Consider the following 15,125-nt stretch of genomic DNA (forward strand, 5'->3'; position numbering starts at 1 on the left):
CGCCGGGCCGCTCCGTGCCGGGGCGGAGCCGGTGGCGCCGGGTCGTCGGGCTGCGGCTGAGGACGAGACGGCCATGACGAGCCTCCTGTCGTCGGTGACGGCACGGATGCCGACTGTGCCCATCGTGGGCCCTGCCACTGACAATCCGCCCCGACCTGCGCTTTCGCACCGATGCCGGGCATACGACGAGGGCCGGCCGCAGCCCCTCGCGGGACGTCACCGGCCCCCTCGCGGGACGGACAGCCGCCGCACTACCGACTTACCGCCCTACCGCCGGACCGCCGAGATCAGCCCACCGGGCCGCTCCTCGCCCTGCGGCTGGGTGCCGAGGGGGCGTCCGTAGGCGGCGGCGCGCTCGCGCAGAGTGTGGCTGCTTGCCTCCCAGCCGTGTCCGGCCAGCCACTCCACCGGGTCGTCGGGCATCTCCGAGACCCACAGAGACGCCGCCGATCCCGGCGCGGCGTCCGCGCCGAAGCGCTCGATCACGCCGCGCGAGCCCAGCGTCAGCCCCATCCGGCTGCCCGGCGCCGATCGCGCGCCGATCCGGGCCAGCAGCAGTTCCACCGCGTCCTCGGGCAGATAGATCAGCAGCCCTTCGGCGATCCACACCGTCGGGGCCCCCGGATCGTGTCCCGCGGCGGCCAGCGCGCGCGGCCAGTCCTCCCGCAGATCCACCGGGACGGTGATCCGCTCGCAGCGCGCGACGGCCCGCTCCTGGCACAGCACCGAGGACTTGAAGTCCAGGGGCACGGCGGTGTCGACCTCGAACAGCCGGGTGCCCTCGGGCCAGTCCATCCGGAAGGCCCGGCTGTCCATGCCGGCGCCGAGCAGCACGACCTGCCGGATCCCGGACGCGGAGGCCTCCCGCAGCAGGTCGTCGAGGAACTTCGTCCTGATGACGATGGAGAACGCCACACCAAGGCGGCGGCGTCGCGCGGCCTCGTCGGCGGGCGGCGGCGAGGAGGGCCACAGACCGCCGGCCGCGGCGAAGGCCCGTGCCAGCGGGTCGCGGAACAGCGCGTTCTCCCGCTCGGTCTCCAGCGCCCGCACCCGGGCCACCCCCACCGCCGTGGCCCACACTCCCGACGGCCGCACCCACTCCTGCTCATCAGTCACCGCGCCAGCCTAGACGCGCGATTCCCAGGGTCCAGCGAGGAGAGCCGGGTTCATAGCCGGGTACACGCGGCCCGAACACCCCCGCTGTTTCCCCCAGTTCCGTCGTCCGGCATACTTTTGAACTGACCAGTCAGTTCAAAAACATTGGGGGGCCTGTGGACGGCGTGGACGTCACGGCCGAGGAGTTCGGGGTCAAGGGGCCACGGGGGTGGGCCTTCCGGGGGATCGGGTTCACCGCGGAGGCCGGTTCGCTGATCGCGGTCGCGGGGCCGTCCGGTTCCGGGCGGACCAGTCTGCTGCTCGCGCTCACGGGGCGGATGAAGCCGAGCGCGGGGACGGCGGCCGTGGGCGGGCTCGCGCTGCCCCGGCGGATGGCGGCCGTACGGAGGATCAGCGCCGTGGCCAACATGGCCGGGGCCACCGATCTGGAGCCCGCGCTCACCGTCGCCGAGCATCTGCGTGAACGGGCGCTGCTGCAAAGGCGGTTCGGGGAGTCCCTGCGCGAGGCCCTGCGCCCGCACCCGGACCGGGTGCACGAGGCGCGGCTGCGCGCCGACGCCGCTCTGGCCGCCGCCGGGCTGGACCCGGACACGCTGCCCAAGGGCTCGCGTACGCCCGTACGGGACCTGGAACGCCTTGAGGCGCTGCGGCTGTCCGTCGCCCTCGCCCTCGTCGGCCGACCCCGGCTGCTCGCGGTGGACGACGCGGAGTTGCGGCTTTCGGAGGAGGAGCGCGCCGAGGTGTGGACCCTGCTGCGCTCCCTCACGCGCGCGGGCACGACCGTCCTCGCGGTGTGCCGTACGGCTCCCGAGGACTGCGTGGTCGTCTCCACCGAGGCCGATTCCCGCCCCGAAGCCGACTCCGACCCCAAGCCCGAAGACCAGAAGGAGGCGGACACCAATGCGCTCACCCCGGCTCGCCGCGCTTGAGCTGAGGCGGTTCGGGCGGGGGCGGCTCCCCCGCGCCGCCCTCGTCGCGCTGCTCCTGCTGCCGCTCCTCTACGGCGCCCTCTACCTGTGGTCGTTCTGGAACCCGTACGGCCGCCTGGACCGCGTCCCCGTGGCCCTCGTGAACGACGACAAGGGCACGACGGTCGCCGGGAAGCATCTCGACGCCGGTGACGACCTCGTGCGCGGGCTGCGCGACAGCAACACCTTCGAGTGGCACGAGGTGAGCGACGCCGAGGCGCGCCAGGGTGTGGAGGACGGCACCTACTACCTCTCCCTGACGATGCCCGCCGACCTCAGCGCGCGGATCGCGTCCAGTTCGGGCGACTCGCCGGAGACGGGCGCGCTCCAGGTGCGCACGAACGACGCGAACAACTACATCGTCGGCCAGATCTCCCGGACCGTCTTCGCGGAGGTCCGCTCGGCCGCCTCCACCAAGGCGTCCCGGTCCTTCCTGGACAAGATCTTCGTCTCGTTCTCCACGATCCACGACAAGACGGTGACCGCGGCCGACGGCGCCGACACACTCCAACAGGGCCTGGGCAAGGCGGAGAAGGGCGCCAGGAAACTCACCGACGGCCTCAAGGACGCCAACAGCGGCAGCGGCAAGCTGTCCACCGGCCTGACCAAGCTCACCCAGGGCTCGGCCGACCTGGCCGACGGCTCGCGGCAGGTCGCGGACGGCACGCAGACCCTGGCCGACAACGTCAACGGCGTCTACGCCAAGGCCGGTCCGTTCCTGAAGGACAACGAGCGGACGATCGGGGACACCGCCCGCCTGGTGGCGGACTCGGCCGCCGCCGTGGACGACAACCTCGACACCCTGGTACGGCTCGCCCCGGGCGCGGCGAAGGCGGCCCACGCCTCCGCCACCGTACTGACCGAGATCCACCGCACGCGCTGCGAGACCGCCCCGCTGCCCGACCCGGCCTGCCCGGATCTGAAGAAGGCCCAGCAGGCGGCCGAGGACGTGGCGAAGGTGGCCGACGACCTCAACACCGTGATCGCCGACCAGGGCGGCGACCTGACGACCATGCGGAAGAACCTCAAGACCCTTCAGACGCAGTCCCGAGCCCTCGCCGAGCGCGCCCCGCGTCTGCACGAGGACCTGGCCGACGCCGTGGCCCGGATCAACAAGCTGAACGACGGCGCGGCCAAGGTCGCCGCGGGCGCCGGGAAGCTGCACACCGGCCTCGGCACCGCCGAATCCGGCGCGGCCGCCCTGCACAAGGGAATCGGCACCGCCGAGTCGGGCGCCCGCACCCTGGACGGCGGGCTGTACCGCCTCTCCGACGGCTCCGGGAAACTCGCGGGCGGACTGCACTCCGGGGCGCGCGAGATCCCCGACTACGACAAGCGGGACCGCGACGAGCGCACCGATGTGATGGCCGACCCGGTACGGCTGGCCTCGCGGGATCTGCACCGGGCGCCCAACTACGGCACCGGATTCGCGCCGTACTTCATCCCGCTGTCCCTGTGGGTCGGCGCCATGGTCGCCTACATGCTGCTGCCGCCGCTCAGCCGCCGCGCGCTGGCCGCCGGTGCCCCGGCCCGGCGGATCGCCCCGGCCGGCTGGCTGCCGGTGGTGGCGGTGGGCGTGCTCCAGGTGCTGGCGCTCATGGCCGTACTGCACTGGGGGATCGGGCTGCGGATGGCGCGTCCGGCCGGGACGGTGGGCTTCCTGTTCCTGGTCACGGCATGCTTCGCGGCGATCGTGCAGTGGCTGAACGCCCGCTTCGGCGCGGCGGGCCGCATCCTCGTCCTCGCGCTGCTGATGCTCCAGCTGACCTCGGCGGGCGGCACCTACCCGGTGCAGACCAGTCCGGGCTTCTTCAACGCCATCCACCCGTTCCTGCCCATGAGTTACGTGGTCGCGGCGCTGCGCCGACTGATCACGGGCGGCGGGCTCGGACCGGTGTGGCAGGCGTGCGCGGTACTGGCCGCGTTCACCGCCGGGGCCCTCGCGCTCACCGCGGTCGCGGCCCGGCGCCGCCAGGTGTGGACGCTCGACCGGCTGCATCCCGAGCTGAGCCTGTGATCGGCGGGCTCCCCGGAGAGGTCCGGCACACCCGCGCACCTGTGAGAATCGGGTCCATGGAAAGCACCAGCGCCACGTCCGGCGGCAGCACGCGCCGCGAGGCCACCCGGCAGAAGCTCTACGAGGCGGCCGTCACGCTCATCGCCGAGCAGGGCTTCTCCGCGACCACGGTCGACGAGATCGCGGAGCGGGCCGGGGTCGCGAAGGGCACGGTCTACTACAACTTCGCGAGCAAGTCGGTCCTCTTCGAGGAGCTGCTGCGGCACGGCGTGGGGCTGCTGACCGCCTCGCTGCGGGAGGCGGCCGAGCAGGCGGCGGCCGAGGGCGGCACCGGGGTGGACGCGCTCGACGCGATGATCCGGGCGGGCCTGGAGTTCATCGACCGCTACCCGGCCTTCACCCAGCTCTACGTGGCCGAGCTGTGGCGCACCAACCGCGCCTGGCAGTCCACGCTCATGGTGGTGCGCCAGGAGGCTGTCGCCGTGGTGGAGAACGTGCTGCGGGAGGGCGTCGCGGCGGGCGAGTTCAGCCCGGAGATCGACATCCAGCTCACGGCGGCCGCGCTGGTCGGCATGGTGCTGGTGGCCGCGCTGGACTGGCAGGCGTTCCAGCCGGAGCGCTCGCTGGACGACGTGCACGCGGCGCTGTCCCGGCTGCTCCAGGGCCGGGTGAGCGGCAACCGCTGAACGGCCGGAGGGCGCCGGTCCGTCGCGATGACGGACCGGCGCCCTCCTGTTTCCCCCGTACCCCCCGTACGGCCCTTCCCGGTCCCCGTGGCGGTCGGTCCACGGGCCCCCGTGTCTCGCTTCCGCCGACTGGTCGGCGGAAGGAGCGGCAGGCGGGCGGGCACCGTTCCGCCGCCCCGTGTCGGCGGTGCCGGGCCGCGCCCCCTTGCCGTGCCTCCACTCTCCCGCGCGGCCGCCCTCCGGCCCATCCGCGCGGCTACTCATCTCGCCGCCTGAGTACGGATACTCAGCCGTCCGCACGCGAACCCGCCCCCCGCGGCCGCGCGCTGGTTACGATCGCCTCCGTGTCCGTACTCCCCCTGGTCTTCACCAGCGGCTGGGCCAGCGGTGTCAACGCCTACGCGGTGGTACTGCTCCTCGGCCTGTTCGGCCTGACCGGGGTGAGCGACGACGTCCCGCAGACCCTCCAGCGCCCCGAGGTGCTGATCGCGGCCGGTGTGCTCTTCCTGCTGGAGACGGTCGCCGACAAGATCCCGTACGTGGACTCGGTGTGGGACTCGGCGCACACGGTGATCCGGCCGCTCGCGGGTGCCTGGGTCGGGGCGCTCCTCGCCGGGCACAGCGGTTCACTCTCCGACGTGGCCGCCGGACTGGTCGGCGGTTCGACTGCGCTGGCCAGCCATGCCGTGAAGGCCGGGACGCGGATGGCGGTCAACACCTCGCCCGAGCCGGTCAGCAACATCGTGCTGAGCCTCGCCGAGGATCTCGGGGTGGGCGGGATCGTCTCGTTCGCGATGTTCCACCCCGAGGCGGCGGCGATCATCTGCGCGGTGCTGCTGGTCTCCGGCCTGGTCGTGCTGGTCTTCCTGATCTCCCGCATCCGCCGCTTCCTGCGCCGCCGGGCCCAGCGGCTCGAGGAACGCCGTATGGCCTCGCGGATACAGGGACCGCCCTAGGTCAGGGCCCTCTCCGACCGGGCTGTCGGTGGGGTCGGTAAAGTCGCGGTCATGGCACGGATTGCGGTGATCGGCGCCGGGATGGGCGCGATGGCGTGCGCCGCCCGGCTGGCCGTCGCGGGCCACCGGGTGACGGTGTACGAGCGGGACGAGACGTACGGCGGCGCGGTGCGCCGTTTCGAGCGGGACGGCTTCGCCTTCGACACCGGCCCGGGGCTGCTGCCGCTGCCCGCCGTCTACCGCGATCTGTTCCTGAAGACCGGCAAGGAGCCGCTGGAGGACCTGGTCGAGCTGGTCCAGGTGGACCCGGCCGCCCGGCACGTCTTCGCGGACGGCACCCGTGTCGACCTGCCCAACGCCTCGCGCGCGGGAGTCGTCGCGGCCCTGGACGCGACCCTGGGCGCCGGGGCCGGGCAGCGCTGGGGCGACTTCCTGGTGCGGGCCCGCGAGGCCTGGGACCGCACCCGCCGCCCGCTCCTCGAAGAACCCCTGTGGCCCAACTGGCAGGTGCTGGCGGAGCGTGAGCCGTACCCGTCGGTGCCGCACAAGAAGCTGCTGCGCACCCGCCGGGCCTCGACGCTCGCCGAGGTCGGCGCCTGGGAGCTGCGCGACGAACGCCTGGCCGGGCTGCTGGCGAGTCACGCCCTCGCGTACGGCCTCGACCCGCGCACCGCCCCGGCGAGCGCGGCCGTGCTGCCCTACATGGAGCACGCCTTCGGCACCTGGTACGTCCGCGGCGGGATGCGCGAGCTGGCCCGCGCGGTGTACGAGCGGTGTGTGCGGCGCCGGGTGGAGTTCGTCTTCGGCGCCGAGGTGACGCGGGTCGTGGAGAAGGACGGCCGGGCGGCGGGCGTGGAGCTGGCCGACGGTTCCGCGGTCGAGGCCGACCATGTCGTGGCGGGCGTGGACCCGGTACTGCTCGGCTCGCTGACGGACCGTCCGCTGGACGGCGAGGGCGATGTCCCGGCCGGGCTCGCCCCCTCCGGTGCCGCCCGGTTCACGGTGCTCCTCGCCCTGCGCGGCGCCCGGGAGGAGGGCGCCCCGCACCGCACGGTGGTGCACGCCCCGGACAGCCAGGCCGAGTTGGACTTCCTGACCGCCCCGGGCGGCGATGCCCAGCCGCGACCGACGGTGACCGTCCACCGTCCCGGCGACCCCGCGCTCCGGCCCGACGACGCCCACGAGTCGGCCGTGCTCTGCGCGACCGTCCCGGTGGACGCGGGCTGGGAGGAGCCCGAGAAGGTCGCCCGCGCAACGGAGTTGATGCTCGACGCCGCGAGCGCGGCGATACCGGACCTGCGCGAACGTCTGCTCTGGCACGAGGTGTTGACCCCGGATCAGGCCGGTGCCGTACCCGCGCCCTCGCTCGCCGCGGGCGACGGCCGCTTCCTGCACCCCGCCAACTCCACGCGGCTGCCCGGTCTTTACCGGGTCGGCGGCTGGGCCCACCCCGGCGGCGGACTGCCGCACGCGGGCATGTCGGGCGCGCTGGTGGCCGGACTCGTCGTGGAGGGGCCGGAGTTCCGCGGCTCGACGTGAGCCGCGGACGCGCTCAGTAGCGGTACTGCTCGTCGTACCCGGTGTTCGGCTGCTGCTGCGCCTGCCCCTGGTAGTACTGCTGCTGCTCCTGCGGGACCTCGCCGCCGTACGCCTCGTCGGTGCGCTGCTGCGGCACCCAGACCCCGCCCGCCGGGGTGTTGGCGTCGCCGTAACCGCCGGTGCCGTAGGCGGGGTCCTGGCCGTAGGTCTGCTGCGTCTGCTGGGCGTACTGCTGCTGGCCGTAGCCGGAGGCGTCGTAGCCGCTGTAGTCCTGGGTCTGGGCGGCGGCGTACGGGTCCTGGTAGGTGCCGTAGCCCTGGGCGCCGGTGGTGGCGTCGTAGCCGTAGGCCTGCTGCTGGGTCTGGTCGTAGCCCGAGTAGTCGTAGGCGTACGCCTGTTCGGCGGTGGGCTGGGGCTGCTGCTGGGCGGCGGCCGGGGTCTGGTCGCCGTAGACGCCGTAGGAGCCGGTGTCGTCGGGCATCGGCTGGGGCTCGTAGACGGTGGTCGCCTCGGCGGCGCCGGGCTCGGGCGCGCGGACCGGGGTGAACACGTCGTCCCGGTCGTAGGCGTCGTCCTCGAAGTCGGCGCTCTCCCGGGCGTAGGCGGGCGGCTCGTAGGGAGCCTCGGTGTCGCCGTCGGTGTCACCGGCGCCGAACACCGGGTCCTGGAGCTCGCCCCGGCCGCCGCGGCGGCGCTTGACAGGCGTCTCCTCGCCGTCGTCGGGGCGCTTGACCGCCCAGCCCGCCGCGAAGCCCTTGCGGAAGGAGAGCGTGACGTAGGTCTGGCCGACCGCGAAGGCGATCGCGCCTATGCCGATGACGATCACGGACGGCAGCAGTACGCCGACCACGACGCCGAGGAATCCGGTGAACGCGAGCAACCGCCAGCGCAGCCGCGCCTTGTACTGCAGCAGCACTTCGCCGAGCAACCACAGCGCGACGATGCCGAACGCGATGTAGAGGACCGTCCAGCCCATGTACGCCCCTCTCCCAGTGACCGTTACGCAGTGTGTCTTACGGCGGTGCGGCCGGTCTAGGCCCGCGGGGGGTGATGCAGGCCCAGGTTCTCGTAGATTTCCAGTGTCGCCGTGGAGTTGTTGAGCGTGATGAAGTGCAGTCCGGGCACTCCTTCTGCGAGCAGCCGCGCGCAGAACTCCGTGGCGAAGTCGATGCCAAGGGAGCGTACAGCCGCCGGGTCGTCCTTCGCCGCGAGGATCCTCTCTTTCAGCTCGGACGGGAAGACGGCGTTGCTGAGCTTCGGCAGCCGCTCCAGCATCCGCACGCTCGTGACCGGCAGGATCTCGGGGATCACGGGGGTCTCGCAACCCGCCGCCGCGACCCGGTCGCGCAGCCGGAGATACGACTCGGGCTGGAAGAACATCTGGGTGATCGCGTAGTCGGCGCCCGCGCGGCACTTGTCCACGAAGTGGGACACGTCGGTGTCCCAGTCGGTGGAGCGCGGGTGCATCTCGGGGAAGGCCGCGACGCCGACGCAGAAGTCGCCCGACTCCTTGATGAGCTGGACGAGTTCGGCGGCGTAGGTCAGTCCCCGGGGATGCGCGACCCAGTCGCCCATGGGGTCGCCGGGCGGGTCGCCGCGCACGGCGAGCATGTTGCGGATGCCCGCGTCGGCGTACTGGCCGATGATGTTGCGCAGTTCGGCCACCGAGTGGTCCACGGCGGTGAGATGGGCTACCGGGGTGAGCGTCGTGTCCACGACGATCTGCTGGGTCTCCTTGACCGTGGTGGCCCGGGTCGAGCCGCCCGCGCCGTAGGTGACGGAGACGAAGTCGGGGGCGACGGCCTCGACCCGGCGCAGCGCGTCCCACAGGTTCCGCTCGCCCTTGGGGGTTTTCGGCGCGTAGAACTCGAAGGAGTACGCCGTCTTGCCGGTGGCGAGGATGTCCCGGACGGTCCGGGCGCGATCAGTCCTGGTGGATGCGGTTCCGAGGGCCATACCCGCAGGTTAGCCAGGGGGCGCCGGTCCCCCAACCGGGAACCGGCGATATGGCCGAATTGCCGGACGCTTGTCCATCCCTTGGACACGAACGGCGGGATCCGGGCGGTTGTCAGACCTCGCGCAGCCGCTTGGCGAACTCGGCGGCGGCCGCGCCGGGGTCGTCCGCCTCGGTGAGCGCGCGGACCACGACGGCCCGGCGGGCACCCGCGTCCAGCACCTGGTCGAGGTTGCCGAGGTCGATACCGCCGATGGCGAACCAGGGGCGGTCGGTGCCGAGCCCGGCGGTGTACCGGACGAGGTCCAGACCGGGCGCGGGGCGGCCCGGCTTGGTGGGGGTGGGCCAGCAGGGGCCGGTGCAGAAGTAGTCGACGCCCTCCTCGACGGCGGCCGCGGCGGCCTCGGCCTCGCTGTGAGTGGAGCGGCCGATCAGCACGTTCTCGCCGAGGATCGCGCGCGCGGCCGTCACCGGCAGGTCGCCCTGGCCGAGGTGGAGCACGTCGGCGCGGGCCGCGTGGGCCACGTCGGCGCGGTCGTTGACCGCGAGCAGCTTGCCGTGCCGGGCGCAGGCGTCGGCGAAGACCTCCAGGTGCGCCAGCTCCTCGGCGGCCTCCATGCCCTTGTCGCGCAGCTGCACGACGTCGACCCCGCCCGCGAGGACCGCGTCCAGGAACTCGACGAGGTCGCCCTGCCGGGTACGGGCGTCCGTGCAGAGGTAGATCCGGGCGTCGGCGAGGCGGGTGCGGGCGGTGTCGGACATCTGGTGGTCCCCCGGAGTCGATCAGTGATGCGGGCCCGCGGGTTACGGGCGCGCGGGTGCGGACGGCGTACGGGCGGTCAGCCGGTACGCCGTCCGGCGGTGCGGTGGGTCAGACGGCGAGCGCCTGGGCCCGGCGCTTCACCTCCGTGCCGCGGTTCTCGCTCAGGGCCTGGGCGGGGGTGCCCGGCAGGGAGGGGTCGGGGGTGAACAGCCATTCGATCATTTCTTCGACCGTGAAGCCGTCGTCCCGCAGGAGCGTCAAGGTGCCGGTCAGGCCCTTGACGACCTTGTCCCCGTCGATGAAGGCGGCGGGGACGTGCAGCGCCCGGTTCTCACCACGGCGTACGGCGATGATCTGGCCTTCCTTGACCAGCTGCCGCACACGCGTCACCTCGACGCCGAGCTGTTCGGCGATGTCGGGGAGGGTGAGCCAGGCGGGGACGAGAGCATCGATCTTCGCTTCAATCTCGGTCACAGGACCAAGCCTGCCATCCTCTGCCGACGGGAGGAAACCAGGACGGTCCGCCCGGGTCGCCCCAAAGCCCGGCCGGGGCCGCCCCGACCACCGCCTCCCCGGGCCGGAACTAGCCCGCCACCGCCTCCTTCAGCGGCCGCGCCGGGTCCGCCAGGACGCCCGCGTCGAGCGTGCGCCCCGACTCGATCAGCCGTCGCCCCTGGGCGAGATCGCGCGGCCGGCCGACGGCCAGCAGGGCGATCAGCCGGTTCTCGCGCAGCCAGCACAGGGTCCAGGCCGCGTCCTCCGGCGCACCGCGCCAGACCGTGCGGTCGGCGGCCGCGTGGTGGCCCGCGTACTGCACGAACCGGCCGAACTGCTCCGACCAGAAGTACGGCACCGGGTCGTAGGGCGCCGTCCCGGCCTCCAGGATGTCGGCGGCGACCGTGCGGGGGCCCTGGAGGGCGTTGTCCCAGTGGTGGACGAGCAGCCGCTCGCCGTAGCGGGCCGAGGGGAACGAGACGCAGTCGCCGACCGCGTACACGTCCTCGGCCGAGGTGCGCAGCCGGTCGTCGGCCAGGACCTCGCCGTATGTGCCCAGGGCGATGTCCGAACCGGCCAGCCACGCGGTGGCGGGTCGGGCGCCGATGCCGACCACGACGGCACCGGCGGGCAGCCGCGAGCCGTCGGAGAGCACCACCGCGCCAGGCTCGACGCGCTCCACGCGCGCGCCGGTGCGCAGTTCGACGCCCGCCGATTCGTACCAGCCGGCCATCGGGGCGGCGGCCTCCTCGGGGAGCGCCTCGGCGAGCGGGCGGTCGGCGGCCTCCACGACGGTGACCGCGCAGCCCGCCTCACGGGCGGCGGTGGCGAACTCGGCGCCGATCCAGCCCGCGCCCACCACCACGATCTCGTGCTGTCCGGCGAGGACCGGGCGCAGCCGTTCGGCGTCGTCCAGGGTGCGCAGCAGATGCACGTCGGGCGCATCGTCGGTGCCGGGCAGCCGGACCGGTTCGGCGCCGGTGGCGAGGACCAGCGCGTCGTACGGGACGGGGCCCGCGACGGTGTCCAGCTCGTGGTCGGCGGGGCGCACGCCGAGCGCCTCGACACCGAGCCTGAGGTCGATGCCGAGCGAGGCGAAGTCCACGTCGAAGGCGGAGTCCTCGGCCTTGCCGAGAAGCAGGCCCTTGGACAGCGGCGGCCGGTCGTACGGCTTATGCGGCTCGGCGCCGATCAGGGTGATGGTCCCGGCGAAGCCCTGCTCGCGCAGGGCGACCGCGGTCTGCACCCCGGCCATGCCCGCCCCGACGACGACCACGCGCCGCCCGTCCGCCGCGCTCTCCCGCGCTGTCTGCTCGCTCACCCGGCCACCATAGACGGCCGCGCGATCACTGACGCCTCCTCAACCCGCGCCCGGAGGCCGACATACCGGTGACATGCGCCGAGGACTAGGGTGGCCACCGTAGAAAGCACTCGCGGGAGCCCGGACGCACCGGGCTGAGAGGGAGGCTGGCGGCCTCCGACCGTACGAACCTGATCCGGGTCATGCCGGCGAAGGGAGGGGCTGGACGCCCATGCACGCACGTATGTCCGAGAAATCCGGTCCGCACGTCCACGGGAACCCCGGCGGAGCGGCCGCGAGCGACGTGCTCGTGGTCGGCGGCGGGATCATCGGCCTGGTCACGGCGTGGCGGGCCGCACAGCGCGGGCTCGCCGTCACGGTGGTGGACCCCGAGCCCGGCGGCGGGGCCGCACGGGTCGCGGCGGGGATGCTCGCCGCCGTCACGGAGCTGCACTACGGCGAGGAGGCGCTGCTCGCCCTCAACCTGGAGTCGGCCCGCCGCTACCCGGACTTCGCCGCCGAGCTGACGGAGGCGACCGGGCTCGGTCTCGGCTACCGCCGCTGCGGCACCCTCGCGGTCGCGCTGGACGCCGACGACCGCGCCCACCTGCGCGAACTGCACGCCCTCCAGCTCCGCTCGGGCCTGGAGTCGGAGTGGCTGACCGGGCGCGAGTGCCGCCGCCTGGAGCCGATGCTGGCGCCGGGCGTGCGCGGCGGACTCCGCGTGGACGGGGACCACCAGATCGACCCGAGACGGCTCGCCACGGCCCTCGTGCTGGCCTGCGAGCGGGCCGGGGTGCTGTTCCACCGGACCTGGGCCGCGCGGCTCGACACGGCCGGTGGGCGCGCCGTCGGGGTCACCGGTGAGGACGGCACCGTACTGCGCACCCCCCGGGTGGTCCTCGCGGGTGGCAGTACGAGCGGACGGCTCACCGGTGTCCCCGAGGAGGTGCTGCCGCCGGTGCGTCCGGTCAAGGGCCAGGTGCTGCGGCTGACCGTGCCGCCCCGGTACGCGCCGTTCCTGAGCCGCACCGTGCGGGCCGTCGTACGCGGCGGCCATGTCTACCTGGTGCCCCGCGAGAACGGCGAGCTGGTCGTCGGCGCCACCACCGAGGAGCAGGGCTGGGACACCACGGTCACGGCGGGCGGGGTGTACGAGCTGCTGCGCGACGCCCATGAGCTGGTGCCCGGGATCACCGAGCTGCCGCTGACCGAGACCGGCGCCGGACTGCGCCCCGGCTCCCCCGACAACGCCCCGCTGCTCGGACCCTCCGGCCTGGAGGGGCTGCTGCTGGCCACCGGCCACCACCGCAACGGCGTGCTGCTCACGCCCGTCACCGGTGACGTCATGGCGGACCTGCTGACCGGGGCCGAACCGCCGGAGGCCGCGCGCCCGTTCACCCCGGCCCGGTTCGCCTCCGCCGTCACCGCTGACTCCCCGACCCTGGAGCACTCCGCATGAACATCTCCGTCAACGGGGAGCCCCGCGAGGTGGCCCCCGGCACCGCGCTCGACGTCCTGGTGCGGACCCTGACCCCGGCCCCTTCCGGAGTGGCCGCCGCCCTCAACGAGACCGTCGTCCCGCGCACCCGCTGGGCCGAGACCGGCCTGACCGAGGGCGACCGGGTCGAGGTGCTGACCGCCGTGCAGGGAGGCTGAACGATGAGCGACGATCCCCTGGTCATCGGCGGCCTGACCCTGAACTCCCGGCTGATCATGGGCACCGGCGGGGCCCCCAGCCTGGACGTCCTGGAGCGCGCCCTGACCGCCTCCGGCACCGAGCTGACCACGGTCGCGATGCGCCGCGTCGACCCGGGCACCCACGGCTCGGTCCTCTCCGTCCTGGAGAAGCTGAACGTACGCGTGCTGCCGAACACGGCGGGCTGCTACACCGCCGGAGAGGCCGTGCTCACCGCCCGCCTCGCCCGCGAGGCGCTCGGCACCGATCTGGTGAAGCTGGAGGTCATCGCCGACGAGCGGACCCTGCTGCCGGACCCGGTGGAGACCCTGGAGGCGGCCGAGACGCTGGTGGACGACGGCTTCACCGTGCTGCCGTACACCAACGACGACCCGGTGCTCGCCCGGAAGCTGGAGGACGTGGGCTGCGCGGCCGTCATGCCGCTGGGCTCGCCGATCGGCTCCGGGCTCGGCATCCGCAACCCGCACAACTTCCAGCTGATCGTGGAACACGCGCGCGTGCCGGTGATCCTGGACGCGGGGGCGGGTACGGCCTCGGACGTGGCGCTGGCGATGGAGCTGGGGTGCGCGGGGGTGATGCTGGCCTCGGCCGTCACCCGGGCGCAGGAACCGGAGACCATGGCCGCCGCGATGCGGCACGCGGTGCTGGCCGGACGGCTCGCGCGGCGGGCGGGACGCATCCCGCGCAGGCACTTCGCCGAGGCGTCCTCGCCGGTGGAGGGGCGCGCGCACCTGGACCCCGAGCGCCCCGCGTTCGGCTGAGTGCCTCGTCACAGCTCTGCCGCAATCCCGCCCCGGTGGCCTCTCTCAGGAGGGGAGTGCCGGTCGTCCCTCGTAGACTCCTTCGCGTGGATGCAACGCTTCAGGACCCCCTTGTCGGGCAGGTGCTCGACGGCCGCTATCGCGTCGAGGCGCGGATCGCCGTCGGCGGGATGGCCACGGTCTACCGGGCCCTGGACATGCGCCTGGACCGGGTGCTCGCCGTCAAGGTGATGCACCCGGCGCTGGCCGCCGACGGGGCGTTCGTGGAGCGCTTCATCCGGGAGGCCAAGTCGGTCGCCCGGCTCTCCCACCCCAACGTGGTGCAGGTCTTCGACCAGGGCACCGACCGGTCGTACGTCTATCTGGCGATGGAGTACGTCGCCGGGTGCACCCTGCGGGATGTGCTGCGCGAGCGCGGGGCGCTGCGGCCGCGGGCCGCCCTGGACATCCTGGAGCCGGTGCTCGCCGCGCTCGGCGCCGCGCACCGGGCCGGTTTCGTGCACCGGGACATGAAGCCCGAGAACGTGCTGATAGGGGACGACGGCCGGGTCAAGGTCGCCGACTTCGGACTGGTGCGCTCGGTGGACACCGTGACCAGCACGACCGGCGCCGTGCTCGGCACCGTTTCCTACCTGGCCCCGGAGCAGATCGAGCGGGGCGCCGCCGATCCGCGCGTGGACGTGTACGCGTGCGGTGTCGTGCTCTACGAGATGCTGACCGGCACCAAGCCGCACTCCGGCGACTCCCCCGCCCAGGTGATCTACCAGCACCTGCACGAGGACGTGCCCCCGCCCTCGGCGCTGGTCCCCGGGCTCGCGCCCGAGCTGGACGCGCTGGTGGCCGTCGCGACCGCGCGCACGCCCGCCGGGCG

The 15,125-nt window shown here is 73.5% G+C and carries 15 protein-coding genes and 1 riboswitch; of the genes, 9 read left to right on the forward strand and 6 right to left on the reverse strand.

All coding sequences use genetic code 11. From position 1 onward, the window contains the following. Window positions 1-267: 267 nt before the first annotated feature. Window positions 268-1,080, reverse strand: a complete 813-nt coding sequence (locus GTW40_RS26530; protein ID WP_161182702.1) for a class I SAM-dependent methyltransferase — start codon at window positions 1,078-1,080, stop codon at window positions 268-270. A 191-nt stretch (window positions 1,081-1,271) separates the two neighbouring features. Between GTW40_RS26530 and GTW40_RS26535 the strand changes: the two genes are divergently transcribed. From GTW40_RS26535 to GTW40_RS26555, 5 genes are all read left to right on the forward strand, one after another. After that, window positions 1,272-2,045 carry an ATP-binding cassette domain-containing protein gene (locus GTW40_RS26535; protein WP_161182689.1) on the forward strand — a complete coding sequence of 258 codons (774 nt, stop codon included), beginning with the start codon at window positions 1,272-1,274 and terminating at the stop codon, window positions 2,043-2,045. Then, the gene (locus GTW40_RS26540; protein WP_161182690.1) at window positions 2,017-4,101 is read left to right on the forward strand and encodes a YhgE/Pip domain-containing protein; all 2,085 of its coding nucleotides are present in this window, start codon (window positions 2,017-2,019) and stop codon (window positions 4,099-4,101) included. Before GTW40_RS26535 ends, GTW40_RS26540 begins: the two co-directional genes overlap by 29 nt. Before the next feature lie 56 nt (window positions 4,102-4,157). Then, window positions 4,158-4,787 carry a TetR/AcrR family transcriptional regulator gene (locus tag GTW40_RS26545; protein WP_161182691.1) on the forward strand — a complete coding sequence of 210 codons (630 nt, stop codon included), beginning with the start codon at window positions 4,158-4,160 and terminating at the stop codon, window positions 4,785-4,787. 344 nt (window positions 4,788-5,131) lie between these two features. Next, window positions 5,132-5,743 carry a DUF4126 domain-containing protein gene (locus GTW40_RS26550; RefSeq protein ID WP_161182692.1) on the forward strand — a complete coding sequence of 204 codons (612 nt, stop codon included), beginning with the start codon at window positions 5,132-5,134 and terminating at the stop codon, window positions 5,741-5,743. Window positions 5,744-5,794: 51 nt separating this feature from the next. Next, complete coding sequence (locus GTW40_RS26555; RefSeq protein WP_202486458.1) at window positions 5,795-7,282, forward strand: NAD(P)/FAD-dependent oxidoreductase; 1,488 nt, start codon at window positions 5,795-5,797, stop codon at window positions 7,280-7,282. Window positions 7,283-7,295: 13 nt separating this feature from the next. Here GTW40_RS26555 and GTW40_RS26560 read toward each other — a convergent pair whose 3' ends face one another. The 5 genes from GTW40_RS26560 to GTW40_RS26580 all read right to left on the reverse strand — a co-directional run bounded on the left by GTW40_RS26560 (window position 7,296) and on the right by GTW40_RS26580 (window position 11,815). Further along, complete coding sequence (locus tag GTW40_RS26560; protein WP_161182693.1) at window positions 7,296-8,258, reverse strand: hypothetical protein; 963 nt, start codon at window positions 8,256-8,258, stop codon at window positions 7,296-7,298. A gap of 56 nt (window positions 8,259-8,314) precedes the next feature. Next, window positions 8,315-9,238 carry a methylenetetrahydrofolate reductase [NAD(P)H] gene (gene metF / locus GTW40_RS26565; protein WP_161182694.1) on the reverse strand — a complete coding sequence of 308 codons (924 nt, stop codon included), beginning with the start codon at window positions 9,236-9,238 and terminating at the stop codon, window positions 8,315-8,317. A 112-nt stretch (window positions 9,239-9,350) separates the two neighbouring features. Then, window positions 9,351-9,998, reverse strand: a complete 648-nt coding sequence (thiE, locus tag GTW40_RS26570; RefSeq protein WP_161182695.1) for a thiamine phosphate synthase — start codon at window positions 9,996-9,998, stop codon at window positions 9,351-9,353. A gap of 109 nt (window positions 9,999-10,107) precedes the next feature. Continuing rightward, window positions 10,108-10,473 carry an Rv2175c family DNA-binding protein gene (locus GTW40_RS26575; protein ID WP_161182696.1) on the reverse strand — a complete coding sequence of 122 codons (366 nt, stop codon included), beginning with the start codon at window positions 10,471-10,473 and terminating at the stop codon, window positions 10,108-10,110. Between the two features lie 109 nt (window positions 10,474-10,582). Then, entirely contained in the window at window positions 10,583-11,815 is a 1,233-nt protein-coding gene (locus tag GTW40_RS26580; protein WP_161182697.1) for an FAD-dependent oxidoreductase, read from the reverse strand. 102 nt (window positions 11,816-11,917) lie between these two features. Next, a riboswitch (TPP riboswitch) is annotated at window positions 11,918-12,029 on the forward strand. A gap of 9 nt (window positions 12,030-12,038) precedes the next feature. Between GTW40_RS26580 and thiO the strand changes: the two genes are divergently transcribed. The 4 genes from thiO to GTW40_RS26600 all read left to right on the forward strand — a co-directional run. Further along, window positions 12,039-13,256 carry a glycine oxidase ThiO gene (gene thiO, locus GTW40_RS26585; RefSeq protein ID WP_161182698.1) on the forward strand — a complete coding sequence of 406 codons (1,218 nt, stop codon included), beginning with the start codon at window positions 12,039-12,041 and terminating at the stop codon, window positions 13,254-13,256. Further along, complete coding sequence (thiS, locus tag GTW40_RS26590) at window positions 13,253-13,453, forward strand: sulfur carrier protein ThiS (RefSeq protein WP_161182699.1); 201 nt, start codon at window positions 13,253-13,255, stop codon at window positions 13,451-13,453. The genes thiO and thiS overlap by 4 nt, the downstream gene beginning before the upstream one ends. Window positions 13,454-13,456: 3 nt before the next feature. Continuing rightward, window positions 13,457-14,254, forward strand: a complete 798-nt coding sequence (locus tag GTW40_RS26595; protein WP_161182700.1) for a thiazole synthase — start codon at window positions 13,457-13,459, stop codon at window positions 14,252-14,254. Window positions 14,255-14,340: 86 nt separating this feature from the next. Further along, on the forward strand, window positions 14,341-15,125 hold a 785-nt coding region (locus tag GTW40_RS26600), incomplete at its 3' end, for a protein kinase (protein WP_161182701.1).

Origin of the sequence: Streptomyces sp. SID4985, assembly GCF_009863025.1 — a bacterium.
GTDB lineage: Bacteria > Actinomycetota > Actinomycetes > Streptomycetales > Streptomycetaceae > Streptomyces.